The organism is Janthinobacterium sp. OK676 (assembly GCF_900103595.1).
Classification (GTDB): Bacteria; Pseudomonadota; Gammaproteobacteria; order Burkholderiales; family Burkholderiaceae_D; genus Janthinobacterium.
Window position 1 is genome coordinate 293,636 of record NZ_FNHA01000001.1, and the last position, 23,220, is coordinate 316,855.

24 protein-coding genes are annotated in these 23,220 nt (G+C 62.0%); 17 read left to right on the plus strand and 7 right to left on the minus strand.

The window, feature by feature from the left end:
- Positions 1–56 precede the first annotated feature (56 nt).
- From BLU39_RS01375 to BLU39_RS01385, 3 genes are all read left to right on the plus strand, one after another.
- Positions 57–296 carry a DUF2798 domain-containing protein gene (locus BLU39_RS01375; protein WP_092708624.1) on the plus strand — a complete coding sequence of 80 codons (240 nt, stop codon included), beginning with the start codon at positions 57–59 and terminating at the stop codon, positions 294–296.
- Between the two features lie 101 nt (positions 297–397).
- A complete protein-coding gene (locus BLU39_RS01380) occupies positions 398–796 on the plus strand; it encodes a VOC family protein (protein ID WP_092708628.1) in 399 nt (132 codons plus the stop codon).
- Positions 797–903: 107 nt separating this feature from the next.
- A complete protein-coding gene (locus BLU39_RS01385; RefSeq protein WP_139178109.1) occupies positions 904–1,752 on the plus strand; it encodes an alpha/beta fold hydrolase in 849 nt (282 codons plus the stop codon).
- 84 nt (positions 1,753–1,836) lie between these two features.
- Here BLU39_RS01385 and BLU39_RS01390 read toward each other — a convergent pair whose 3' ends face one another.
- Positions 1,837–3,924 (minus strand): 3-hydroxyacyl-CoA dehydrogenase NAD-binding domain-containing protein, encoded by a 2,088-nt coding sequence (locus BLU39_RS01390; protein WP_092708635.1) that lies wholly within the window; start codon positions 3,922–3,924, stop codon positions 1,837–1,839.
- On the opposite strand from BLU39_RS01390, the gene BLU39_RS28060 reads away from it, so the two are divergent.
- From BLU39_RS28060 to BLU39_RS01410, 5 genes are all read left to right on the plus strand, one after another.
- Positions 3,923–4,327 (plus strand): hypothetical protein, encoded by a 405-nt coding sequence (locus BLU39_RS28060; protein ID WP_139178111.1) that lies wholly within the window; start codon positions 3,923–3,925, stop codon positions 4,325–4,327. The two genes, BLU39_RS01390 and BLU39_RS28060, sit on opposite strands and share 2 nt — an antisense overlap.
- 178 nt (positions 4,328–4,505) lie before the next feature.
- Positions 4,506–6,569 carry a methyl-accepting chemotaxis protein gene (locus tag BLU39_RS01395; RefSeq protein WP_092708638.1) on the plus strand — a complete coding sequence of 688 codons (2,064 nt, stop codon included), beginning with the start codon at positions 4,506–4,508 and terminating at the stop codon, positions 6,567–6,569.
- A gap of 3 nt (positions 6,570–6,572) precedes the next feature.
- Positions 6,573–7,397, plus strand: a complete 825-nt coding sequence (locus tag BLU39_RS01400; protein ID WP_092708641.1) for a CheR family methyltransferase — start codon at positions 6,573–6,575, stop codon at positions 7,395–7,397.
- The gene (locus tag BLU39_RS01405; protein WP_092708644.1) at positions 7,394–7,918 is read left to right on the plus strand and encodes a chemotaxis protein CheD; all 525 of its coding nucleotides are present in this window, start codon (positions 7,394–7,396) and stop codon (positions 7,916–7,918) included. Before BLU39_RS01400 ends, BLU39_RS01405 begins: the two co-directional genes overlap by 4 nt.
- Positions 7,905–9,431, plus strand: coding sequence for a chemotaxis protein CheW (locus tag BLU39_RS01410; protein ID WP_254788851.1), 1,527 nt, complete (start codon positions 7,905–7,907; stop codon positions 9,429–9,431). Before BLU39_RS01405 ends, BLU39_RS01410 begins: the two co-directional genes overlap by 14 nt.
- Before the next feature lie 2 nt (positions 9,432–9,433).
- Here BLU39_RS01410 and BLU39_RS01415 read toward each other — a convergent pair whose 3' ends face one another.
- Positions 9,434–11,086 (minus strand): 3-(methylthio)propionyl-CoA ligase, encoded by a 1,653-nt coding sequence (locus tag BLU39_RS01415; protein WP_092708647.1) that lies wholly within the window; start codon positions 11,084–11,086, stop codon positions 9,434–9,436.
- Between the two features lie 261 nt (positions 11,087–11,347).
- Between BLU39_RS01415 and BLU39_RS01420 the strand changes: the two genes are divergently transcribed.
- The 7 genes from BLU39_RS01420 to BLU39_RS01450 all read left to right on the plus strand — a co-directional run bounded on the left by BLU39_RS01420 (position 11,348) and on the right by BLU39_RS01450 (position 16,806).
- On the plus strand, positions 11,348–12,790 hold the full coding sequence (locus tag BLU39_RS01420) for a protein adenylyltransferase SelO (RefSeq protein WP_092709835.1): 1,443 nt from the start codon (positions 11,348–11,350) through the stop codon (positions 12,788–12,790).
- Positions 12,791–12,799: 9 nt separating this feature from the next.
- Entirely contained in the window at positions 12,800–13,201 is a 402-nt protein-coding gene (msrB, locus tag BLU39_RS01425; RefSeq protein ID WP_092708650.1) for a peptide-methionine (R)-S-oxide reductase MsrB, read from the plus strand.
- Positions 13,202–13,277: 76 nt separating this feature from the next.
- Positions 13,278–13,907 carry a septation protein A gene (locus tag BLU39_RS01430; protein ID WP_092708653.1) on the plus strand — a complete coding sequence of 210 codons (630 nt, stop codon included), beginning with the start codon at positions 13,278–13,280 and terminating at the stop codon, positions 13,905–13,907.
- Positions 13,904–14,191, plus strand: coding sequence for a BolA family protein (locus BLU39_RS01435; protein WP_035819127.1), 288 nt, complete (start codon positions 13,904–13,906; stop codon positions 14,189–14,191). Before BLU39_RS01430 ends, BLU39_RS01435 begins: the two co-directional genes overlap by 4 nt.
- 84 nt (positions 14,192–14,275) lie before the next feature.
- On the plus strand, positions 14,276–15,055 hold the full coding sequence (locus tag BLU39_RS01440; protein ID WP_070218374.1) for a peptidylprolyl isomerase: 780 nt from the start codon (positions 14,276–14,278) through the stop codon (positions 15,053–15,055).
- Between the two features lie 111 nt (positions 15,056–15,166).
- Positions 15,167–15,943, plus strand: a complete 777-nt coding sequence (locus BLU39_RS01445) for a peptidylprolyl isomerase (RefSeq protein WP_034756072.1) — start codon at positions 15,167–15,169, stop codon at positions 15,941–15,943.
- Between the two features lie 182 nt (positions 15,944–16,125).
- Entirely contained in the window at positions 16,126–16,806 is a 681-nt protein-coding gene (locus BLU39_RS01450; RefSeq protein WP_092708656.1) for a DNA alkylation repair protein, read from the plus strand.
- On the opposite strand, the gene BLU39_RS01455 is transcribed toward BLU39_RS01450, so the two are convergent.
- Positions 16,769–17,443, minus strand: coding sequence for a TetR/AcrR family transcriptional regulator (locus tag BLU39_RS01455; RefSeq protein WP_092708659.1), 675 nt, complete (start codon positions 17,441–17,443; stop codon positions 16,769–16,771). The two genes, BLU39_RS01450 and BLU39_RS01455, sit on opposite strands and share 38 nt — an antisense overlap.
- 107 nt (positions 17,444–17,550) lie before the next feature.
- Between BLU39_RS01455 and BLU39_RS01460 the strand changes: the two genes are divergently transcribed.
- Positions 17,551–18,249 (plus strand): DAPG hydrolase family protein, encoded by a 699-nt coding sequence (locus BLU39_RS01460; protein WP_092708662.1) that lies wholly within the window; start codon positions 17,551–17,553, stop codon positions 18,247–18,249.
- A gap of 9 nt (positions 18,250–18,258) precedes the next feature.
- Here the strand turns inward: BLU39_RS01460 and BLU39_RS28835 are convergent, their stop codons facing one another.
- The gene (locus tag BLU39_RS28835; RefSeq protein ID WP_092708665.1) at positions 18,259–19,152 is read right to left on the minus strand and encodes a GNAT family N-acetyltransferase; all 894 of its coding nucleotides are present in this window, start codon (positions 19,150–19,152) and stop codon (positions 18,259–18,261) included.
- A gap of 153 nt (positions 19,153–19,305) precedes the next feature.
- Between BLU39_RS28835 and BLU39_RS01470 the strand changes: the two genes are divergently transcribed.
- The gene (locus tag BLU39_RS01470; protein WP_092708668.1) at positions 19,306–20,199 is read left to right on the plus strand and encodes a KPN_02809 family neutral zinc metallopeptidase; all 894 of its coding nucleotides are present in this window, start codon (positions 19,306–19,308) and stop codon (positions 20,197–20,199) included.
- Between the two features lie 54 nt (positions 20,200–20,253).
- Here the strand turns inward: BLU39_RS01470 and BLU39_RS01475 are convergent, their stop codons facing one another.
- Genes BLU39_RS01475 through nadA form a run of 3 tightly spaced genes read right to left on the minus strand, consistent with a single transcriptional unit; the run spans position 20,254 to position 23,014 of the window.
- A complete protein-coding gene (locus tag BLU39_RS01475) occupies positions 20,254–21,018 on the minus strand; it encodes a substrate-binding periplasmic protein (RefSeq protein WP_092708671.1) in 765 nt (254 codons plus the stop codon).
- Positions 21,018–21,884: a carboxylating nicotinate-nucleotide diphosphorylase gene (gene nadC, locus BLU39_RS01480; RefSeq protein ID WP_092708674.1), complete on the minus strand. Its 867-nt coding sequence runs from the start codon at positions 21,882–21,884 to the stop codon at positions 21,018–21,020. Before nadC ends, BLU39_RS01475 begins: the two co-directional genes overlap by 1 nt.
- Complete coding sequence (nadA, locus tag BLU39_RS01485; RefSeq protein ID WP_092708677.1) at positions 21,881–23,014, minus strand: quinolinate synthase NadA; 1,134 nt, start codon at positions 23,012–23,014, stop codon at positions 21,881–21,883. The genes nadC and nadA overlap by 4 nt, the downstream gene beginning before the upstream one ends.
- Positions 23,015–23,220: the final 206 nt, after the last annotated feature.

Consider the following 23,220-nt stretch of genomic DNA (forward strand, 5'->3'; position numbering starts at 1 on the left):
GTATAGATTGCTGCAAGTCGTTACGCTGCCATATCCTCATCATTTGAAAGTACTCCATGTCCGAAGCCCTGCGTTTGCGCTGCGTATTTGCCTTCCTGATGTCGCTGCTCATGACCCTGCTGATGAGCGCCTGGGTCACCTGGCTCAATATCGGCCTGCAGGCGGACTTCCTGCCCCGCTGGCGCCATGCCTTCTTTGCCGCCTGGCCCGTGGCCTTCTGCGCCGTGATGCTGTTCGCCCCCCGCGTGCAGCTGATGAGCCGCAGCATCGTGGCCCGGCTCGCCAGCCGCGCTTGACCGGTAGTCGTCCACCGGCGATACCACTCGGTCACTCCCGCCCACGGCCGCCCTGATCCGGGCTATGCTATGGCCGTCCTTGTTTTTACTGCGGAGTGTCCATGCTCGATCACGTTTCGCTCACCGTCAGCGACCTGGAGCGCGCCGAGCGCTTCTACGATGCCATCTTTGCCGCGCTGGGCGTGCCCAAGGTGGGCAGCGACCATGCCAACGCCTGGATAGGCTACGGCGAGCGCAGCGATGCGGATCACCCTGAGCGCAGCTATTTTTCCGTGCGCCTGGGTCCCGCGCCCGACGACGCGCCGCGCCGCCACTGCTGCTTCAAGGCGTCCTCGCGCGCGGCCGTGAAAGCGTTCTGGCACGCGGGGCTGGCGCACGGCGGCATCGACCTGGGCGCGCCCGGCCTGCGCCACTATCACGCCAGCTATTACGCGGCCTTCCTGTTCGATCCGGACGGCAACCGCATCGAAGCCGTCTGCCATCGCGCCGAAGCAGACTGACAGGACGGGAAATACGGTTCTGTTCGGCATTTCCACTTCACGGCGATTTGCCTATAATGGCTGGCAAGCCATACCGCTCCCCGGTCCCTGCACCAAGAAGGAGATTCATGCATCATCTATTCGTCGGCCGCCCCGCGCGCACCATGCTCCTCTCCAGCGCCGGCTTGCTGCTGGCCGGCTGTTTTTCCGGCTGCTCCCTGCTGCCATCCACCCCGGCCACGCCAGGCGTGCCCGCCACGGCCGCCCTGCCCGACGCCAGCATCGCCTACACCCTGAGCGGCCAGGGCGGCTTGCCCGTGGTCTTCCAGTCGGCCATGGGCGATGGCAAGGACGTGTGGGCCAAGGTCGTGCCCGAAGTGGCGAAACAGCACCGTGTGCTCGTCTACGACCGTCCCGGCTACGGCGACAGCCAGAAAACCACCACGCCGCGCGACCCCTGCACCATCGCCGCCCAGCAGCGTGCCCTGCTGGCGCAGGCGGGCCTGAAGCCGCCGTACGTGCTCGTCGGCCATGGCTTGGGCGGGCTGTACCAGTATGTGTATGCCAGGCTGTACCCGCAGGACGTGGCCGGTCTCGTCCTGCTCGATCCCACGCACCCGCAGCAGTGGAACCGTCTGCAGACGGACGCGTCCACCTACGCCATGCTCGTCAAAACGCGGCGCAAACTGATGTTCAACAGTACGGAATCGGCCGAATTCGATGCCCAGACGCAGTGCCTGCAACACGTCGACATGAGCAGCCCGCTGCGCGTGCCCGCCATGCTGCTGGTGCGCGACAAGTTCGGCATCGAGGAAATGGGTTCGTTCGAGAACGTGGTGCGGGCCCAGGAAAAGGATTGGCAGCGCCTGTCCGGCGCGCCGGCCATCGAGCGCATCACGGGCGCCGGCTATTACATCCAGAAGGACAACCCCGTCATCGTCAACGAGGCGGTCAAGATGGTGGCGAAGAAGAAGTAGTACGTATCGCGGGCATTTAACCCCAGCAGCAAAATCCGGGGTCGGACCCTGAGGGTCCGACCCCGGTCTCTGCCGTTGGGTTTTCTAGCTATTAAAGCCCTTGCCCTCGCCCGCCAGCTTGACCAGCAGCGGCGCCGGCGTCCACGCTTCGCCGTGGCGGCCTTTGGCGTAGCCGGCAATCGTGCCCTCCACGTTCGGCAAGCCGACCGTGTCCGCGTAGAACATGGGGCCGCCGCGGAACAGCGGGAAGCCGTAGCCCGTCAAATACACCATGTCGATGTCCGAGGCGCGCAAGGCGATGCCCTCTTCCAGGATGCGCGCGCCTTCGTTGACGAGTGCATACACGAGCCGTTCGACGATTTCCTGGTCGCTGATCTTGCGCCGCGCCACGCCGATATCGGCGGAGTGCTCGATAATCATGGCATTGACCTGCTCCGACGGATAGGCCTTGCGGTCGCCCGGCTTGTAGTCGTACCAGCCGGCGCCCGTCTTCTGGCCATAACGCCCCAGTTCGCACAGCAGGTCGGCCGTCTTCGAATACGTGACGTCCGGCTTTTCCACGTAGCGGCGCTTGCGGATGGCCCAGCCGATGTCGTTGCCGGCCAGGTCGCCCATGCGGAACGGGCCCATGGCGAAGCCGAATTTCTCCACCGCCTTGTCGACCTGTTCCGGCAGACAGCCTTCTTCCAGCAGGAAACCGGCTTGGCGGCTGTATTGCTCGATCATGCGGTTGCCGATGAAGCCGTCGCACACGCCCGAGACGACGCCGGTCTTCTTGAGCTTTTTCGACAGGGCCAGCGCCGTGGCCAGCACGTCCTTGCCCGTTTCCTTGCCGCGGACGATTTCCAGCAGCTTCATGACGTTCGCGGGGCTGAAGAAATGCGTACCGATCACATCTTGCGGCCGTTGGGTGAACGCGGCGATCTTGTCCAGGTCCAACGTGGACGTGTTCGACGCAAGGATGGCACCCGGCTTCATGACGGCATCGAGCTGCCTGAACACGGTTTCCTTGACGCCCAGCTCTTCGAAGACGGCTTCGATGACGATGTCGGCCTGCGCGATATCCGCATAGGCTAACGTGCCGCTGACCAGGGCGATGCGCTGCTCGGCCTTCTCTTGCGTCAGCTTGCCCTTCTTGACCGTGTTCTCGTAATTCTTGCGGATGGTGGCCAGGCCCTTGTCCAGCGCTTCCTGCTTCGTTTCCAGCAGCATCACGGGGATGCCCGCGTTGGCGAAGTTCATGGCGATGCCGCTGCCCATGGTGCCGGCGCCGACGATGGCCGCGCTGGCGATCGTGCGCACGGGCGTGTCGGATGGCACGTCGGGCACCTTGCTGGCGACCCGTTCGGCAAAGAAGGCGTGGCGCAGGGCTTTCGATTCAGGCGACTGCACCAGCTGCATGAACAGTTCGCGCTCGTACTTCAAGCCCTCGTCGAATTTCATCGTCACGGCGGCCGCCACGGCATCGACGCATTTGAGCGGCGCGGGGAACGGGCCGGACATGGCTTTCACGGTATTGCGCGAAAATTGCAAAAACGCTTCATGGTTCGGGTAATCGACCTTGCGCTCGCGCACTTTCGGCAGCGGACGCACGTCGGCCACTTTCGTCGCGAAAGCGACGGCGGCAGCCAGCAAGTCGGCGCCCGGCGCGATGACTTCATCGAACAGGGCCGTGCCGGCCAGTTTTTCGGATACGACGGGCGTGCCCGAGACGATCATGTTCAAGGCCATTTCCAGGCCCAGTACCCGGGGCAGGCGCTGCGTGCCGCCCGCGCCCGGCAAGATGCCGAGTTTGACTTCCGGCAAGGCCATCTGCGCGCCCGGCGCGGCCACGCGGTAGTTGCAACCGAGCGCCAGCTCCAGGCCGCCGCCCATGCAGACGCTGTGGATGGCCGCCACCACGGGCTTGGTCGATTGTTCGACGACATTGATCAGGGTGTGCAGGGTCGGTTCCGTGAGCGCCTTGGGCGAATTGAATTCCTTGATGTCGGCGCCGCCCGAGAAGGCCTTGCCGGCGCCCGTGATGACGATGGCTTTCACGGCATCGTCGGCCAGCGCCTGGCGGATACCGGCCACGGCGGCCGTGCGCGTCGCCAGGCCCAGGCCATTGACGGGAGGGTTGGCCAGGGTAATGACGGCAACGGTGCCGTTCACTTGATATTCAGCACTCATGTCTCTTCCTTATTGGTTTTTGCTCAGCGATGAGGTGGTTGCAAGGGATGAAGCTTTACTATACCGCATAAAAGAACGCTCGTATTATTTTTATCGTTCGCGTGCTCGGCTACGCGGCCGCCAGCATGGTACGCCATGGTACAACATCATTTGCGGAAAGATTCTGCTGCAAGCGCCAAGCTTTAGTAGAAGCTATCACTTGGATATTCATTTAAATAATAAAACAACAATAATAATAACAACGTTTTATTATTTAAAAGAATGGGTTTGTTATATGCCGACATGGGGCAATTACGACAGTTTTTACATTATTTATTCCCGCCCCTTGTTTTTCGTCAGACGCTGGGGAATAATAAAATTATTGATTCAAATCAATACTCTACAATTTATCCATCTACTATAAGGCAAATCGCAGCGCAAACTCTGGCGGTCGTTGATCGCGCACATTCTCACCGATTATCACCAGATGCTGGCGATGCAATAACATCGCCTCCTTAATCCCTGCCTTAAACCGATAGCAGAAAAAATAATAACAGCAGCCTTATTGCCCCCATTCCTCTTCTCACCCCGAAGGAAATACTATGGACGCAGCCAGCCATGTCAGCCACTCGCAGGATCTGGACTTACAAGCGATAAATACTGCATTGAACCGTGTCCAGGCCGTCATCGAATTCGAACTCGACGGCACCATCCTGCATGCGAACGACAATTTCCTGCGCGTCGTCAGCTATGGCCTGGCCGAAGTGCAAGGCAAGCACCATGCCATCTTCTGCGACCCCGAGTATGTCAAAACGGCCGAATACGCCAACTTCTGGGCCAAGCTGGCGCGGGGCGAATTCGACCAGGGCGAATACAAGCGCCGCGCCAGGGATGGCCGCGAAGTGTGGATCAACGCTTCCTACAACCCCATCCTCGACGCGGACGGCAAGCCGTATAAAGTCATCAAGTTCGCCACCGACATCACGGCCGGCAAGCGCCGCAATGCCGATTACGAAGGCAAAATCGACGCCATCAGCAAGACCCAGGCCGTGATCGAGTTCCAGCTCGACGGCACCATCATCCGCGCCAACGACAACTTCCTCAAGTCCGTCGGCTACACGCTCGACGAGATCGAAGGCAAGCACCACCGCATGTTTTGCGAACCCGAGTACGCCAGGAGCGAGCAATACACGCAGTTCTGGCAAAAGCTGGGCCGTGGCGAGTTCGACGCGGGCGAATACAAGCGCATGACCAAGGATGGCCGCGAAATCTGGCTCAATGCCTCGTACAACCCGATTTTGGACGCGGAAGGCCGGCCCTTCAAGGTGGTCAAGTTCGCCAGCGACATCACGGCCCTGAAAAAGCGCAATGCCGAATACGAAGGCAAGGTCAGCGCCATCGGCAAGGCGCAGGCCGTGATCGAATTCGACATGCAGGGCAAGGTGCTGGACGCGAACGACAATTTCCTCGCGGTCATGGACTACGACTTGAGCGATATCCAGGACGAGCACCACCGCATGTTCTGCGAGCCCGAGTATGCCGGCAGCGCCGAGTACAAGAAATTCTGGCAAAAGCTCAACCGGGGCGAATTCGACGCGGGCCGCTACAAACGCCTGGGCAACCATGGCAAGGTGGTGTGGATACAGGCCACCTACAACCCCATCCTGGATCTGAACGGCAAGCCCTACAAAGTGGTCAAGTTCGCCATCGACATTACGGACCAGGTGAACCTGGAAAACAGCATCCAGGCCAAGGCATCCAGCGACAGCCGCAAGGTCGATGCCCTGCTCGACTCGGTGGCGCGCGCGGCGCAAGGGGACCTGACCTGCAATATCGTGCCCGAAGGCGGCGAGCCGATCGACTTGCTGGCCGGCGGCATCAGCAAGATGATCGTCGACTTGCGCGGCGTGATCGGCAATGTGGTATCGGCGGCCAACGGCTTTGCCGACGCGTCGAACGCCATCGCCGAACGGGCTTCGGGCGTGGCCGTGGGCACGCAGGCGCTGGGCGCCACGGTGGAAGAAATGAACGCGTCCATCGACGGCCTGACCTTTTCCATCAATTCCATCGCGGAAAACACCTCGAATGCCGATTCGCTGGCGAAAGCCACGCAGCAGGAGGCGGAAGCAGGCGCGCGCGCCGTCGCCAAGTCGATCGAGGCGATGGACTTGATCAACCGCTCGTCGGAAGACATCGGCGAAATCGTCAAGGTCATCAGCGAGATCGCCAACCAGACGAATATGCTGGCCTTCAACGCGGCCATCGAGGCGGCGCGCGCGGGCGAGCACGGCCTGGGCTTTTCCGTCGTCGCCGACGAGGTGCGCAAGCTGGCCGAGCGCTCCTCGCAGGCAACCAAGGAAATTTCCAAGCTGATCAACGAATCCGTCAAGCGCGTGTCGACGGGCAGCGAGATTTCGCGCCAGGCCAGCGACGCCTTCGACAAGATCGTCTCGGGCGTGGCGAAGACCACCGTGGCCATCTCCGATATCTCGAAGGCGGCCAACGAGCAGCTGCTGACGGCGCGCGAAGTGTCGACGGCGATCCAGTACATCGCCGAGGAAACGGAAAAATCGGCCGCCAATTGCGACAGCATCGCCCGCTCGACGGACGGCTTGAACGAGCGAGCTGGCAGCCTGAACCAGACTGTCTCCGGCTTCGTGGTGTAAGCGATGAGCCACGCGGCCACCTTGACGCCCGAGGTGCTGACGACCCTGATCGCGCTGGTGCGCCAGCATACGGGCATCGCCATGACGGCGCGCAAGAGCATCCTGCTGGAACGGCGTTTGCAGCCACGGCTGCAGGCGCTGTCCCTGCACAGCTACCAGGCTTACCTGGAGCGCGTGGCCAGCGACCGCGATGAGGTACCCCATTTCATCGACCTGGTGACCACCAACGACACCCTGTTCTTCCGCACGCCGCAGGTCTGGGATTACTTCCGCGACCGCTACCTGCCCGCCTGGGCCCGCGCCCATCCGGGCGATTGCCTGGCCATCTGGTCGGCGGCGGCCGCCAGCGGCGAAGAGCTGTATTCGATCGCCATGCTGTGCGAGCAATTCAAGCTGCAAACGCCGTCTTTCCGCTACCAGATCCTGGCCAGCGACATTTCGCAGCAGATCCTGGGCGCGGCGCGCGCGGGCCAGTACAGCGGGCGCTCCGTCGAACGCATCCGCTTGTCGCACCCGGACTTGCTGCGCAAATATTTCACGCCCGCGCCGTCTGGCGTCCAGGTCAACGAGGAATTGCGGCAACACGTCAGCTTTGCCCAGCATAATTTGCTCGAAGCGCTGCGTCCGGCGCGGCAGTTCGACCTGGTCTTCCTGCGCAATGTGCTCATTTATTTCGACGCCGAGCACCAGGAAACCGTGCTGCGCCAGGCGCGCCTGAGCCTCAAGGATGAGGGCCGGCTGATCCTGGGCGAATCGGAAACCATCGCCCGCCTCGGTACCGGCTACCAATTCGAGTTTCCCATGATTTACAAGGCGGGTACCGCATGAGCATCATCATCGACCATGGCCTGCCGCCGCACCATGTCGGCATGGGCCAACTGAGCGTAGGCACGCATGGCGAGCAGCTGCAAGCCTTGCTCGGCTCCTGCATCGGCATCGGCTTCATCTGGAAGAATGGCCCATGCTGCGGCCTGGCCCACTGCCTGCTGCCGGAAGCGCCCGGTGCCGACAACGCCCTTGGCGCTCGCTATGTGAGCCAGGCCGTGCCTTCGCTGCTGCGCCTGATGGGCGTGCGCCAGGCCGATTACGCCGATATCGACGTGGTGCTGGCGGGCGGCGCCAGCATGTTTGGTCCGCGCAACGGCCGGCTGCAGATAGGTCGCCAAAACGCGGAAGCGGCGCAAAAATACCTGGACCAGTGCGGCTTGCATGTCAGCTTTTGCGCGCTGGGCGGCCGCCACGGGCGCCAGTTGCTGATCGATTGCGCCAGCCGCAGCTACGCCGTCACCGATGTGGTGACACAACCCGAATTGATTCCACGCAAGGAAGGCGCATATGGATATGCATGAAGCGACGGGCTTGCAAGCGCAGGCCAGCGGCGACACGGCCACCGAACTGTTCGGCTCCTTCCACCTGGGAGACGATGAATTCGCCCTGCCCGCCAGTTGCATCCGCGAAGTGGTGAACTACCCCGCGAAAGTCACGGCCCTGCCCCTGTCGCCCGCGTATCTGGAAGGCATGTTCACCTTGCGCGGCAGCGTCATTCCGGTGGTCAACCTGGGCCGCTTGTTCCGCACCGATGCGCCGCGCGCCGTGGCCACGGACAAGATCGCCATCCTCGATTTCCAGCAAGTGCTGATCGGCATCGTCTTCCAGGATACGGGCGAAATCCTGCGCGTGCCCGCCAGCGCCCGCAGCGCCCTGCAATATGCGGCTGGCGACAGCCACGCCGTGATCGCCGGCACCATCCTGCTCGAAGGCGGCGCGCGCCTGCTGCAGGTACTCGACCCGCACGCCCTGCTGCGTATTGAAAACGTGCCCCATGTGCTGGCCCTGCAGGCGACGGGCGCCAAGCTGAGCACGGCCCGCTACCACGCGCAAAGCGAACGCCGCCAGTGCGTCAGCTTCCACGCGGCAGGCGCCACGTTTGCCTTTGAAATGCTGGCCATTCAGGAAATCATCCGGGTGCCGGAACTGCACAGCTCCCTGCTGAATAGTGAGCTGTGCCTGGGGCGCATGCATTTTCGCGGCAGCCAGGTGGCCGTCGTCGACTTCGGCGCCCTGCTGCAGGCGCCCGCGTCCGGCACGGCGGCGACAGGCGACCAGCGCATCATCGTCGTGCGCCTTGAGGACACGACCGTGGGCTTCCTCGTCGACTCCGTCGACAGCATCGTGCATTTCTTTGGCGACGAGGTGCTGCCGATTCCCCTGCTGAGCAAGGCACGCGCCGCCATGTTTGCCGGCTGCATCACGAAAGAGGGCCTGGGCGACATCATTTTCCTCGACCACAAGGGCATCCTGTCACAGGCCGAGATCGTCGAGATGCGCGACGGCCACGCGCGCCTGTATCCGGCCGATGCAGAAGCGAACACGGCCGCCACGCGCAAGGCGCAGCGCCGCGTCTACATCACGTTCACCGTAGAAACCCGCTTCGCCGTGGAAATCGGGCAAGTGCGTGAAATCATCGATTTCAGCGGCGCCATCACGACGCCGCCCGGCATGCCGGCCTGCATGCGCGGCTTGCTCAACCTGCGCCAGCAAATGATCAGCATCATCGATTTGCGCCAGCTGTACGCGATGCCGCCCCTGGCGGATGCGAACACCGGCAAGATTCTGATCGTGGAGCGGGGCGCCGAGCGCTATGGCTTTCTCGTCGATCACGTCGACAACATCATGACCATCTCCGACAGCCAGCGCTTTGCGGCGCCGCAAATCATCCGCACGGGAGAGCATGAGGACTTGCGCAGCGAAATGGATGAGATGATCGACATCGGCACGGATGCGCAGCGCCAGACCCTGTCCGTCTTCCAGTGCGACCATCTGCTGGAAAAACTGGGGGCGGCGCTGCCGCAGGCGGCGTAGCGCTACATGCCGGGCAACTGATGCCCCTTGAACTGCTCGCGCAGCTTGTTCTTCTGGATCTTGCCCGTGGCGCCCATGGGCAAGGCGTCGATGAAGAGCACGTCGTCGGGCGTCCACCACTTGGCGATCTTGCCTTCAAAAAATTGCAATAACGCTTCGCGCGTGACCGTCATGCCGGGACGCAGCACGACGACGAGCACGGGGCGCTCGTCCCATTTCGGGTGGAACACGCCGATGCAGGCCCCCTGCAGCACGGCCGGGTGGGCCATGGCCAGGTTTTCCAGGTCGATCGTGCCGATCCACTCGCCACCCGACTTGATCACGTCCTTGCTGCGGTCCGTGATCTGCATGTAGCCGTCCGCGTCGATGGTGGCCACGTCGCCTGTGGGGAACCAGCCGTCCTGCAGCACGTCGCCGCCCTCGTTCTTATAGTACGAAGAAATGATCCACGGCCCTTTCACCAGCAGATGGCCGTAGGCCACGCCATCCCACGGCAATTCCTTGCCGTCGTCGTCGACGATCTTCATGTCCACGCCGTAGATCGCATGGCCCTGCTTTTGCAGGATCTTGCGCTGCGCCTCTTTCGGCAAGTCCAGGTGCCGGGTCTGCAAGCCGCCCGTCGTGCCCAGCGGCGACATTTCCGTCATGCCCCAGGCGTGGATGACTTCCACGTCGAACTGGTCGATCAGGGTATCCATCATGGCTGGCGGGCACGCCGCGCCGCCGATCACGGTGCGGCGGAAGGTGGAAAATTTCAGATTGTTTTGCACGGCATGATTGAGCAGGCCCAGCCAGACGGTGGGCACGCCGGCCGAGAACGTCACTTTTTCCGCCTCGAACAGTTCGTACAGCGACTTGCCGTCGAGCGCCGCGCCGGGAAACACCATGCGCGCGCCGGACAGGGGCACGGAATACGGCAAGCCCCAGGCATTCACGTGGAACATGGGCACGACGGGCAAGACCGTGTCGGAGGCGCGCACGTTCAGGGCGCTGGGCATGGCCGACGCATATGCGTGCAGCACGGTCGAGCGGTGCGAATACAGGGCGCCCTTGGGGTTGCCCGTCGTGCCCGACGTGTAGCACAGGGTGGCGGCCGCGTTCTCGTCGAACAGGGGCCAGGCGTAATCGTCGGAATGCGTGGCGATCAAGTCTTCATAGCACAGCAGATCGGGAATCGTGTTGCTGGCGGGCATGCGTTCGCGGTCGCACATCAGCACGAAGTGGCGCACGAAGGTGCAGTCGGCGGCGATTTTCTCGACCACGGGCAAAAAGGTCAAATCGAACAATAAAACCTGGTCTTCCGCGTGATTCGAGATATAGGCGATCTGGTCGGGAAACAAACGCGGGTTGATCGTGTGCAGCACGGCGCCCGAGCCGGACACGGCGTAATACGCTTCCAGGTGACGGTAACCGTTCCAGGCCAGGGTGGCGACGCGGTCGCCCATGCCGACACCGAGGCCGTGCAAGGCGTTCGCCAGGCGCCGCGCGCGCTGGTGGCAATCGCGGTAGGTATAGCGGTGCATATCGCCCTCCACCCGCCGCGAAATGATTTCGCTGCCCCCATAATGACGCGCTGCAAACTCGATAATGGTGGAAATCAGCAGGGGCTGATTCATCATCTGGCCCATCACTGGACTCAAGGGAAATGCCGACATCGTCTCTCCTGGGGTGGATACTGGCTTATTGTTGGAATTCAAAGACTTTCCTTAGTTTCGTACGGTCGTGCGGAAATCGTCAACGCATTTCGATATTGCGATGCAGCATGGAATTTTCGATTCCGTTTCTTGCTGTGCGAACACCCGCCAGCGCGCCCGCCACATGCCTTGGCGCTGTGCGGTAAAATCGCATTCCAGGCTGGCGCACTTGCCGCCATATCTACTTTGAATGGAATTGCCATCACCGCTCATACCTTACCACTGGATAACGCCTTTGCGGCCTTGCCGCCCGCGTTCTATACGCGCTTGATGCCCACGCCCCTGCCCGCCCCGTATTTCGTGGCCGCCAGCGCGCCAGCCGCAGCCCTCATCGGCCTCGATGCGGCGCGCTTGGCCGAGCCCGACTATGTGGCGCTGCTGAGCGGCAATGCCGTGGCAGAACGCTCGCAACCGTTGTCGGCCGTGTATTCAGGCCACCAGTTCGGCGTCTGGGCAGGCCAGCTGGGCGACGGCCGCGCCATCCTGCTGGGCAATATCGCCACGGCCGATGGTCCGATGGAGCTGCAGCTGAAAGGCGCGGGCGCCACGCCGTATTCGCGTATGGGCGACGGCCGCGCCGTGCTGCGCTCGTCCATCCGTGAATTCCTGTGCTCGGAAGCGATGGCGGCGCTGGGCATCCCCACGTCGCGCGCGCTGTCCATCATGGGTTCGCAGCAAGGCATCATGCGCGAAACCGTCGAGACGGCGGCCGTCGTGACGCGCATGGCGCCCACTTTTGTGCGTTTCGGCTCGTTCGAGCACTGGTTTTACCGCAAGCAGCCGGACGAGCTGAAAATCCTGGCCGATTACGTCATCGACGGCTTCTACCCCCACTTGCGCGCCGCAGCAAATCCATATCAGGCCCTGCTGGCCGAGGTGTGCGTGCGCACGGCGCACATGATTGCGCAGTGGCAAGCCGTCGGTTTCATGCATGGCGTCATGAATACGGACAATATGTCGATTCTGGGCCTGACGCTCGATTACGGTCCCTACGGCTTCATGGAAGCGTTCGACGCCGAGCACATCTGTAATCATACGGACCAGCAGGGCCGCTATTCCTATGCCAACCAGCCGCAGGTGGGCCACTGGAACTGCTATGCGCTGGGCCAGGCCCTGCTGCCCCTGATCGGGGAGGTCAGCGAAGCGCAGGCGGCGCTGGACAGTTACCAGCCGGCCTTTGCGGAGAAGATGAATGCCTTGCTGCGCGCCAAGCTGGGTTTGCAAACGAGCCAGGACGACGATACGCAGCTGTTCGACAGCATGTTTGCGCTGATGCAAGCCGATCACGTGGATTTCACGAACTTTTTCCGCGCCCTGTCGACGCTGCAAGTGGCCGCGCCCGAGCACGACACCATGCTGCGCGACATGTTCATCGACCGCCCCGCCTTCGATGCGTGGGCGGCACAATACCGCGCGCGCCTGCGGCAGGAGCACAGCGTCGATGCCGAACGGCAAGCGGCCATGAACCAGGTCAACCCGAAATACGTGCTGCGCAATTACCTGGCGCAAGTGGCCATCGAAAAAGCCCAGCAGCAGGACTACACGGAAGTGGCGACATTGCTGGCAGTTTTGCAAAAGCCATTTGACGAACAGCCCGAACACCAGCACTATGCGGCCCTGCCGCCCGACTGGGCCAGCCACCTTGAAGTCAGTTGCTCATCCTGAGGAGTCATTATGACCACGAATAAAGTCAAGAAAACCGACGCCGAATGGCGCGCCATGCTCGACTCGATGCAATACGAAGTCACGCGCCACGCGGCCACGGAACGGGCCTTCACGGGCAAGTTCTGGGATCACCATGAACATGGCGTCTACACCTGCGTCTGCTGCAACACGCCCCTGTTCGCTTCGGACACCAAGTTCGACTCGGGCTGCGGCTGGCCCAGCTATTTCCAGGCCCTGGACCCGGCCAACGTGACGGAGATTGTCGACCGCAGCCACGGCATGGTGCGCACGGAAATTATCTGCGCCGTCTGCGACGCCCACCTGGGCCACGTCTTCCCGGACGGCCCGCCGCCGACCGGCTTGCGCTATTGCATCAATTCGGCATCGCTGCGCTTCGATCCCCAGCCTTGATGCTGGCAATGGCTTGGGACATTGCTCCTAAGCCATTCCTAAGATGAATGTAACAAGACCCGTGTAAAGTCTCGCCATGAAATTTCTATTCGACATATTCCCCCTGCTCGCCTTCTTCGCCGCCTTCAAACTGGGCGGCATGTATGAAGCGGCCACGCACGATTTCGTGCAGCAATATCTCTCCGGCTTCGTGTCAGGCGGCCTGATCAAGGCCGACCAGGCGCCGTGGATACTTGCCACCCTCGTCGGCATCGTCGCCACGGCTTGCCAGGTCAGCTATCTGCTGCTGCGCGGACGCAAGGTCGACGGCATGCTGTGGCTGTCGCTGTTCATCTTTGTCGTGTTTGGCGGCGCCAGCATTTACCTGCATGACGATTTCTTCCTGAAATGGAAGCCGACCCTGATCTACTGGCTGTCCGGCCTGGCCCTCCTGATCGCCCACGTGGGGCTCAAGAAAAACCTGATCCGCAAGACCATGGAAGCGCAAGTGCAATTGCCCGATGCCGTGTGGAACCAGTTGCTGGCCGCGTGGATCATCTTCTTTGGCGCCATCGGCGCGCTGAACCTGTTCGTGGCCTTCGTGCTGTACAAGGGCGACATGGCTGCCTGGGTCAGTTTCAAAGCGTTTGGCGCGACGGGCATCTTCTTTGCCTTCATCGTGGCGCAAACCCTGTTCCTGGCAAAACATATCAAGGAAGACGCATGATGACGAACGACACGACAACGCGCATGGAACGCATTCGTACCCGCCTGGAAACGGCACTTTCCCCTCTGGAATGCGTGCTGGAAGACGACTCGGCGCGCCACCGGGGCCATGCGGGCGCCGCCTCGGGCGGAGGCCATTACAATCTGCGGATTATTTCTAGTCAATTTGAGGGGCTCAGGCTCGTCATGCGTCATCGACTGGTGTATGATTCCGTGCACGATATGATGCATAATGAGATACATGCATTGGCGATTGTGGCCCTGGCGCCATCCGAAGTAGTGTAAGGATGGCGTTTTGGCGTACCCGAGCCATGTTGTCAATTTCTTTCCATGCGTTTTTTACGAAACTTTCCCTAACAGGATTTAATAATGACTTTTAAGCCAGCCCGCTTGCTGATCGCACTACTCGCCGTTGTCGCGGTACCTGTTTTTGCGCAAAATGTTGCCGTCGTCAATGGCAAGCCTATCCCATCGTCGCGCGTTGATGCAGTCGTCAAGCAAGTCGTCGCCCAAGGCCAGCAACCGGATTCGCCGCAACTGCGCGAAATGATCAAGAAAGACTTGATCGGCCGTGAAGTGCTGATGCAAGAAGCGGAAAACAAAGGTTTCGGTAAAGATGCAGCAGTCAAGCAGCAAATCGAGAACGCACGCCAGGCCATCGTCATCAACGCCCTGGTCGGCGACTACCTGAAAAAGAACCCGGTCAACGACGCTGAAATCAAGGCCGAATACGACCGTTTCGTGGCCCAGACCGGCGACAAGGAATACCACGTGCGCCACATCCTGGTCGGCACGGAAGCGGAAGCGAAAGACATCATCGCCAAGCTGAAAGGCGGCGCCAAGTTCGAAGACCTGGCCAAGCAATCGAAAGATACCGGTTCGGCCGACAACGGCGGCGATCTGGACTGGGCAGCCCCATCGTCGTTCCCGAAAGTGTTCTCGGACGCCTTCGTGAAACTGCAAAAAGGCCAGGTCACCGACACCCCGGTGCAAACGCCTAACGGTTTCCACGTGATCAAGCTGGACGACACCCGCGCGGCAAAACTGCCGACCCTGGAAGAAGTCAAGCCACAGATCGCCGAAGCGCTGCAGCAAAAGAAACTGCAAGCGTATCAGGAAGAAATGATCAAAAAAGCGAAAGTTCAGTAAGAACTGACCTCCCCGGCGCCCTTTTCGGCGCCGGTCGTGTATTCTGCGCCTGAATGCGCACTGCGCGACAGTCGCGCATATCGATTTTTAGTATATTTATTAGGAATGAACATGATTTTGAAGCCAGCCCGCCTGATCTTAGCCCTGGTCGCCGTCGTAGCGATCCCTGCGTTCGCGCAAAACGTCGCCACCGTGAATGGCAAGGCCATCCCATCGTCGCGCGTCGACCAGGTCGTCAAGCAAGTCGTCGCCCAAGGCAAGCAAGCCGATTCGCCGCAATTGCGCGAAGCCATCAAGAAAGACCTGATCGGCCGCGAAGTGCTGATCCAGGAAGCCGACAAGCAAGGCTACGGCACGCGTCCGGAAGTCAAGTCGCAGATCGACAATGCCCGTCAAAGCATCATCATCAACGCCCTGCTGGCCGACTACGTCAAGAAGAACCCCGTCAAGGATGCTGAAATCAAGGCCGAGTACGACAAGTTCAAGGCACAAGCGGGCGACAAGGAATACCATGCACGCCACATCCTGGTCGCCACCGAAGCGGAAGCGAAAGACATCATCGCCAAGCTGAAAGGCGGCGCCAAGTTCGAAGAACTGGCCAAAGTATCGAAAGACGGTTCCGCAGCCAATGGCGGCGACCTGGATTGGGCTAGCCCTGCTTCGTACGTGAAACCATTCTCCGACGCCATGGTTGCCCTGAAACCAGGCCAGGTCACGCAAACGCCGGTGCAATCGCAATTCGGCTTCCACGTGATCAAGCTGGAAGAAACCCGTCCGACGAAACTGCCGGCACTGGAAGAAGTCAAGGGCCAGGTGGCCGAGTCGCTGCAACAGAAGAAACTCGCCGCCTACCGCGATGAGTTGATGAAAAAAGCCAAAATCCAATAAGAATACCCGATCAAACCTACTGCGCGTCGTGACTTGCGGCCTGCGATGCTCACCGTACTAGAGTACGGTTGCGCTTCTCGGCCACAATTCACTTCCGCTCGCTACGGTTTTATCGGGCATTCTGCCCGGATATAAAGCGCTCATTGGAGCGCTTTTTTTACGCCTGAAGAATGCGAGATGGAATGGATCTACATGCAGAATTGAAAGCCGCGCTGGAAGCGGTTGCCGAACCGGGCCGTGTAGCGCCCATGCAGGCCTATATGCGCGACCGGTTCGTTTTCCTGGGCGTGGCAGCGCCGCAGCGGCGGCTGGCCGCCAGGGGCTTGCTGGCGAGCCTGACGGGCATCGATGCCGCGACCTTGCTGGAACACGCGCAATTGCTGTGGCAGCAGCCGCAGCGCGAATACCAGCATGTGGCGCTCGACATGCTGGCGCTGCACCGGCGCCAGCTGAACATCGGGCACATTCCCGCCCTGCTCGGCCTGGCGCGCCAGCGCGCGTGGTGGGACAGCGTCGACGGCATGGCGGGCATCGTCGGCGAGGTGCTGCAGCCGGAGCACCAGCGCGGCGGCGACGGCCACGCGCACATGGATGACGCGCTGCGCCACCAAGACTTCTGGCTGCGCCGCATCGCCCTGCTGCACCAGCTGGGCTGGCGCGCCGACACGGATGGCGCCTGGTTATTTGACGCGGCGCTGGCGCTGGCCCATGAAGACGAGTTTTTCATCCGCAAGGCCATCGGCTGGGCCTTGCGCGATTACGCGCGCCACGCGCCTGCTGCCGTGCTGGCTTTTGCCACGCAGCACCGCCAGCGGCTCTCTCCCCTCAGCTACCGCGAAGCGCTGAAGCACCAGCCAAGCTGAACGACGATCCGCCCAGCAGGCGCAGCGCCGCATCGATGCGGGCACCGGCATCCCAGGCCGGTACGGGCGCCAGCAGCCCCAGCGCCATCTGGCGCAGCGGCTCGGCGATCGCCATGGCCAGCAGCAAGCCGGCCAGTTCAGGCGCGTTGCCGACCTTGATGTGGCCGCGCGCGGCCTGGCGGCCCAGCCATTCCGCCAGCAGGGCCGTGCCCCGCTCGATGCCATTGCGCTGATACACGGCCAGCAAGTCCGCGCGTGCGGGAAACTCCGTGCACAGCAGGCGGAACAGCCCTACGGCATCCATCGTCAGCACGCGTGCCACCATCGCCTGCAATATCTCTTTTAACATTGGCAAGACGTCGCCAGGTGCGGCCGCATCGTGCGCCATGGCCGGCAGGAACGCATCCGTCCAGCCACGCACCACGAGGGCCACCAGTTCCTCGCGGTTGGCCGCATAGTGATACAGCGACTTCTTGGCCATGCCCGCGTGGCGCGCCACCGCTTCCATGGTCGTGGCCGCATAGCCTTCGTGCAGCAGCAGCCAGGTGGCCGCTTGCACAGCCGCCTCGCGCGCTTCCTCGGGCGGGCGCGCCGGACGGCCCCGTCCACGCACAGCCTTGCTCTCTTCTTCCTGCATGCCGGCTCCAAACTTGATCGATGGACAATTTTACACTGAAACATATTTAGGAAACGTTATACGTTTCTTTAATATATAATTGGCTCACCCCAACAAAGGAGAACGACATGACGAAGCATATGGAATTCCCATGGAACATCACCAGCACGGGCGACTTGCTCGACCCGTTTCCCCTGCCCCTGGAAACCGGCATTACGCGCCTGGAAGACGGTTGCCTGCTGGTGGCGGCGCGCACGGAACTGCACGGCTGCAGCGGGCGCATGCTGGACTGGTGGTTTACGTTTTTCGAGACGACGCAGCACATCAAATGGTGGCATCCGCACGACCACGTGGCCCATCACGGCTGGAACAGCGCGTGGAAAAAGGGAGATAGTTACTATGGCGCCTCGATCGAGGCCGTGGAATCCCTGGGCGACATTCCGCCCGTAAAAGCCAAGCTGAAGTTCCATGACCCGAAAGACGTGTTTGATCCGGCGCAACTGCAGCAGGCCAAGGAGAGCGGCGCCCTGTCGGCCGCCATTTGCGCGCGCATCGGTTTTGGCGAGCACGTGCAGATGGACCCGCACGGCGACCCGCTCGATGGCGAAATGCTGCACCTGACGCGCGACACGCCCACGGGCTGCGTGCTGCGCAGCCGCTTCTTGCTGGGCCGCAATAGCCTGAACCCCGTGCGCGACGTGCCCGATGTGCTGGGCCTGAATTTGCTGCGCCATTGCTACAGTGAATTTACCTATCTTTCGCGCTTTTTACCGTCGCTGTACTACGGCGAGCACGCCAATGGGGAAAAGGCGCCGCTGCCCTGGTAAAACATGGTTTTACAACCGCTTGTGCATGCGCACCAGCGGCAGCTTGATGTCATCAGGCAAGTCGAGATGAAACTCTTCCGTCACGGCAAAGCCGCTGGCCAGGTACAGCGGCATGCCAGGCAAGGTGGCGGCCAGTTCCAGGGCGGTAAAGCCGGCGGCCAGGGCCTGGCGTTCGCAATGGCGCATCAGCATGCTGCCCAGGCCCTGGCGGGCGGCGCTTGGCTCGACAAAGAAGGCGCGGATGCGGCCCGGCTGGCTGGCCGGATCGAGCAGCGGGTCCGGCCCGCTCTTGGCGCGGTCGGCGCCATACAGGGTGGCGCGCCGGCTCCAGCCGCCGCAAGCGAGCATGGCGCCGTCGCGCTCGATCACGGAATACGTCCGGTCGGCAACGAGCTGCGTATCGACGCCGAACACGTGACGCGTCACGGCCGCGGCCTGTTCCCGCGTGTAAAACCCCGCACTCAGCGCCACGCCGGAGCGGGCGATCAGCGCATTCATGGCGGGCACGTCGGCCGGCAGCGCCACGCGCAGGCGGGTCAATGAGCCGAAGCTGAACCAGGCACGGCTGATGCGGTCCTGCTCCACTTCATACGTCGCCACCAGTTCCTGTGCCGACACGCCATCGTCCGTGTCGCCATGGACGATTTCATGGTCGATCACCAGCTTGCCGCAGGCTATGCGGTTGAGCAACTGCGCCCGGGGCCGGCTGGTGGAGAAACGGGCCGTAAAACGGGGACCGATCTGCGCGCCGCCCTGCGCCAACAAGGTATCGGGGTGCTGGAATTGCTGTGCGTCATCGGCATAGATGGCCAGCAAGGCCGGCACGTCGTGCGCGTTATAGGCGTCCAGTTGCGCCTGGACCACCGCCGTTGGCGAAATGAGTGTATCGTTGGCAAGCGCCATGCGTGTACCTGTTGTGGAGTGGGTGGAAAGTTGCAAAGGGTAACATTGTCACTCCTGTCGCGGCGCAGTTTACTGCGATAATAACAAGATTCGTCGCAAGAAACATATTCAGACGTCACCAATCAATCGCAAATCGCAGCAGGAGTAAATATCATGAAATGGGAAGGCAATCGCGAAAGCGACAATGTGGAAGATCGCCGTGGCGAAGATGGCGGTGGGGGCGGCGGCGGGGGCGGCTTTGGTTTTGGCGGGCGCTCGATCGGTATCGGCACCATCGTCATCGCCCTCGTCGGCTCGTATGTGCTGGGCGTCAATCCCCTGACCTTGCTGAACCTGCTCAGCGGCGGCGGCGGCCAGGTCAGCCCCCAGCAAAGCCAGGCCCCGGCGCGCCAGCCGCCCGAATCGGACGAGATGGCCCGCTTCGTGAAAACCGTGCTGGCCGATACGGAAGACACGTGGGGCGCCCTGTTCAAGGCCGAAGGCGGCAGTTACGTGAAACCCAAGCTGGTGCTTTTCTCGGGCAGCACGCCGACCGCCTGCGGCACGGGCCAGAGCGCCAGCGGCCCCTTCTATTGCCCAGGCGACCAGAAAGTCTACCTGGACCTCGATTTCTTCAACCTGATGCAGCAGCGCTTCAAGGTGTCGGGCGAGTTTGCCGAAGCGTACGTCATCGCGCATGAAGTGGGCCACCACGTGCAAAACCTGATGGGCTTGTCCGAGAAGGTCGACAATGCGCGCCGCACTGCCTCAGAACGCCAGGCCAACGCCATGTCCGTGCGCCTGGAATTGCAGGCCGACTGCTTTGCCGGCGTGTGGGCCTATCACGCGAACCAGGACCGCAAGATCCTCGAACAGGGCGACGTGGAAGCGGCCCTGAAAGCGGCCACGGCCATCGGCGACGACGCACTGCAGCGCCAGTCGCAAGGCCATGTCGTGCCCGACTCGTTTACGCACGGCACCTCGGAGCAGCGCGTACGCTGGTTTACCAAGGGCATCGAGAGCGGCCAGATTGCCCAGTGCAATACGTTCGAGGCACGCCAGTTGTAAAGGGCACCCTCGGGCACCAACGCATGCCGCCCTGCGGGCCGGCATGCGCATCCATCAGGGCACGGCGACGTCGTAGCGCTTGCCCAGCTTTTTCAGTTCACCGCTGTCGATCAGGCTGTTCAATTCCTGGTCGAACTGCAGGCGCAGCTTGTCGAAAGTGGGCGAGCGGGGAAAGGCAAAATAGCCGTTCTGCAGTTCGATGATTCTGGGCAGGGGTTTCACCTGACGTCCATAGCCGAGGCGGGCGATGACGGGATCGGTATTGCGGCGGTTGCTGACGAAGACGTCGACGTGATTGTGCACCAGCATCTTCAAGCCATTTTCCACATTATTGGCCACGCTGACCTGCAAGCCGGGCCGCACGCGCTCCCATTCCGCGCCATACGCCCAGCCATTGAGCAGCACCACCCTGCGGTTCTTCAGCACCGCGTAGTCGCCGTCCCAGCTGAAGCTGGCGTTCTGGCGCGTATAAAAGACCATCTGGTCCTGGTAAAACGGCTTGTCGGAAAACGCCATGCTGGCAATGCGATCGGGCGTCTTGTAGGGGCCGATCAGGATATCGGCCTGGCCCTGCACCAGCATGGCTTGCGCGCGCGCCCACGGCACCATGCGAAAACGCACGGTGTTACCCGTGCGTGCGGCCATCAGGCGCAGCAGTTCCGCGCCCAGTCCGCCATACTCGCCGCCATCCTGATACTCGAACACACGCTCGAACTGCGCGCCCACGGCCAGCAGTTCCCGGGCTGGCGCCTGCGATGGCATGGCCAGCGCGGGCCACAGCAGCGCCAGGGCCAGCAGGCGCAGCCCTGCTTTTTTCATCAGCCGACGATGCGCAAGGAGTAATCAGTGGCCCGCACATCCTTGGTCAGGCTGCCGATCGAGATGCGGTCCACGCCCGTTTCGGCGATGGCGCGCACGGTGTCGACATTGATGCCGCCCGACGCTTCCAGCAAGGCGCGGCCCTGCGTCAAGGCCACGGCTTCGCGCATCATGTCGTTGCTGAAGTTATCGAGCAAGACGGAGACGGCACCCGCATCGAGCGCTTCGCGCAATTGCGCCAGGGTTTCCACCTCGATTTGCACGGGCACGCCCGCGTCCAGGTTGCGCGCGTTTTCCAGGGCCTGGCTGACGCCGCCCGCGGCCGCGATATGGTTTTCCTTGATCAGGATGCCGTCGTACAGGGCCAGGCGCTGGTTCTTGCCGCCCCCCACGCGCACCGCATACTTTTGCGCCAGGCGCAGACCCGGCAAGGTCTTGCGCGTGTCCAGAATCGACGCCTTGGTGCCGGCGATCACGTCGACATACTGGCGCGTGGCCGTGGCCACGGCGGACAGCAGTTGCAGGAAATTGAGGGCGCTGCGCTCGGCCGTGAGCAAGGCGCGCGCCGGCGCCTCGATCGTGCAGACAACGCTGTCGGCCGTCATCATGTCGCCTTCGGCGTAATGCCAGGCAATATCGATGCTGCGGTCCAGGCTTTTCATGATGCCTTCGAACCACGGCGCGCCGCACAGCACGGCTGCTTCGCGCACGATCACACGCGCCGTGACGATATGGTCGGGCGGTACCAGCTCGCCCGTCAGGTCGCACTGGCCCACGTCTTCCAGCAGGGCGGCGAGCAAATTGCCTTCGAAGGCGCGCGCCAGGGCCGGATCGAAAGGAGCGAAAGAATTGACGAGGGTACTCATGCTGGACCGATTCCTTGGAACAATTTAGTTTCTTTTGCCAGATCCGCACCCGGCTTGAGGCCCGCCTTCTTGGCGGCGGCGAAGTCGAGCATGCGGTTGATCGAGCGCACGGCCAGCTGGCCGACGGCGGGATCGACGTGGATTTCGTTATGCATGTTTTCCAGCGTTTGCGCCAGGTTCAGCAAGCCGTTCATGGCCATCCACGGACAGTGCGCGCAGCTCTTGCAGGTGGCGCTGTTGCCGGCCGTGGGCGCTTCGATGAAGCGTTTGCCTGGCGCAGCCGCGCGCATCTTGTGCAGGATGCCGTTGTCGGTGGCGACAATAAAAGTGTCCGTGTCCATGGTTTGCGCTGCCGCAATCATTTGTGACGTGGAACCCACCATGTCGGCCAGCGCCACCACGTTCGCGGGCGACTCCGGATGCACGAGCACCTTGGCTTGCGGATACTCTTCCTTGAGCAAATCGAGTTCGATACCCTTGAATTCGTCGTGCACGAGGCAGCTACCCTGCCACAGCAGCATGTCGGCGCCCGTTTCCTTCTGGATGTACGAACCCAGGTGTTTATCGGGTGCCCACAGGATTTTCTTGCCCTGCGCGTGCAGGTGGGCAACGATATCGAGGCCGATGGACGACGTCACCATCCAGTCCGCGCGCGCCTTGACGGCCGCGCTGGTGTTGGCGTAGACGACGACCGTGCGGTCCGGATGGGCATCGCAGAAGGCCGTGAATTCATCGACCGGACAGCCGAGGTCGAGCGAGCAGGTCGCGTCGAGGTCGGGCATTAATACCGTTTTCTCGGGACTGAGGATTTTTGCCGTTTCGCCCATGAAACGCACGCCGGCCACGACGAGGGTCTTGGCCGGATGGTCGCGCCCGAAGCGGGCCATTTCCAGGGAATCGGAGACGCAGCCGCCCGTGGCTTCGGCCAGGTCTTGCAGGTCGGCATCAACGTAATAGTGGGCAACGAGCACGGCTTCGCGCTCGATCAGCAGGCGCTTGATGCGCGTGATCAATTCGGCTTTTTCGGCCGGGGACGGCGTCGCTGGCGTGCGTGCCCAGGCGTGGGCAGTGCAGCTGGCTCCGTCTTGTGGATGTTCGTACTCGACGGATTTGATGGCTAAAGTTTGCATGGCTGTGTCAAACAAAAACGGGATAGACCGGCACGATTGCAATAAAGCAGGTGCGCCGGAACGAATGGACCGCGGCGCGTCGGTGTGGTGCTGGGTGGCTTCGCTGGCCGGAATTGTCGGATTACGCTCCGCTAATCCGACCTACATGGCCTGCCTACTAGCGTAGGTCGGATTAGCGCACAGCGCGTAATCCGACGCAACGTTAC

What these genes read in the sequence shown, in the direction of transcription:
- BLU39_RS01400 (WP_092708641.1), top strand. Translation starts at nt 6,573, where the DNA reads ATGAGCCACGCGGCCACCTTGACGCCCGAGGTGCTGACGACCCTGATC.
- BLU39_RS01375 (WP_092708624.1), top strand. Translation starts at nt 57, where the DNA reads ATGTCCGAAGCCCTGCGTTTGCGCTGCGTATTTGCCTTCCTGATGTCG.
- BLU39_RS01450 (WP_092708656.1), top strand. Translation starts at nt 16,126, where the DNA reads ATGGATCTACATGCAGAATTGAAAGCCGCGCTGGAAGCGGTTGCCGAA.
- BLU39_RS28060 (WP_139178111.1), top strand. Translation starts at nt 3,923, where the DNA reads ATGTCTCTTCCTTATTGGTTTTTGCTCAGCGATGAGGTGGTTGCAAGG.
- BLU39_RS01470 (WP_092708668.1), top strand. Translation starts at nt 19,306, where the DNA reads ATGAAATGGGAAGGCAATCGCGAAAGCGACAATGTGGAAGATCGCCGT.
- BLU39_RS28835 (WP_092708665.1), bottom strand. Translation starts at nt 19,152, where the DNA reads ATGGCGCTTGCCAACGATACACTCATTTCGCCAACGGCGGTGGTCCAG.
- BLU39_RS01440 (WP_070218374.1), top strand. Translation starts at nt 14,276, where the DNA reads ATGACTTTTAAGCCAGCCCGCTTGCTGATCGCACTACTCGCCGTTGTC.
- nadA (WP_092708677.1), bottom strand. Translation starts at nt 23,014, where the DNA reads ATGCAAACTTTAGCCATCAAATCCGTCGAGTACGAACATCCACAAGAC.
- nadC (WP_092708674.1), bottom strand. Translation starts at nt 21,884, where the DNA reads ATGAGTACCCTCGTCAATTCTTTCGCTCCTTTCGATCCGGCCCTGGCG.
- BLU39_RS01390 (WP_092708635.1), bottom strand. Translation starts at nt 3,924, where the DNA reads ATGAGTGCTGAATATCAAGTGAACGGCACCGTTGCCGTCATTACCCTG.
- BLU39_RS01405 (WP_092708644.1), top strand. Translation starts at nt 7,394, where the DNA reads ATGAGCATCATCATCGACCATGGCCTGCCGCCGCACCATGTCGGCATG.
- BLU39_RS01445 (WP_034756072.1), top strand. Translation starts at nt 15,167, where the DNA reads ATGATTTTGAAGCCAGCCCGCCTGATCTTAGCCCTGGTCGCCGTCGTA.
- BLU39_RS01410 (WP_254788851.1), top strand. Translation starts at nt 7,905, where the DNA reads ATGGATATGCATGAAGCGACGGGCTTGCAAGCGCAGGCCAGCGGCGAC.
- BLU39_RS01395 (WP_092708638.1), top strand. Translation starts at nt 4,506, where the DNA reads ATGGACGCAGCCAGCCATGTCAGCCACTCGCAGGATCTGGACTTACAA.
- BLU39_RS01435 (WP_035819127.1), top strand. Translation starts at nt 13,904, where the DNA reads ATGATGACGAACGACACGACAACGCGCATGGAACGCATTCGTACCCGC.
- BLU39_RS01475 (WP_092708671.1), bottom strand. Translation starts at nt 21,018, where the DNA reads ATGAAAAAAGCAGGGCTGCGCCTGCTGGCCCTGGCGCTGCTGTGGCCC.
- BLU39_RS01380 (WP_092708628.1), top strand. Translation starts at nt 398, where the DNA reads ATGCTCGATCACGTTTCGCTCACCGTCAGCGACCTGGAGCGCGCCGAG.
- BLU39_RS01415 (WP_092708647.1), bottom strand. Translation starts at nt 11,086, where the DNA reads ATGTCGGCATTTCCCTTGAGTCCAGTGATGGGCCAGATGATGAATCAG.
- BLU39_RS01430 (WP_092708653.1), top strand. Translation starts at nt 13,278, where the DNA reads ATGAAATTTCTATTCGACATATTCCCCCTGCTCGCCTTCTTCGCCGCC.
- BLU39_RS01455 (WP_092708659.1), bottom strand. Translation starts at nt 17,443, where the DNA reads ATGCAGGAAGAAGAGAGCAAGGCTGTGCGTGGACGGGGCCGTCCGGCG.
- BLU39_RS01460 (WP_092708662.1), top strand. Translation starts at nt 17,551, where the DNA reads ATGACGAAGCATATGGAATTCCCATGGAACATCACCAGCACGGGCGAC.
- msrB (WP_092708650.1), top strand. Translation starts at nt 12,800, where the DNA reads ATGACCACGAATAAAGTCAAGAAAACCGACGCCGAATGGCGCGCCATG.
- BLU39_RS01385 (WP_139178109.1), top strand. Translation starts at nt 904, where the DNA reads ATGCATCATCTATTCGTCGGCCGCCCCGCGCGCACCATGCTCCTCTCC.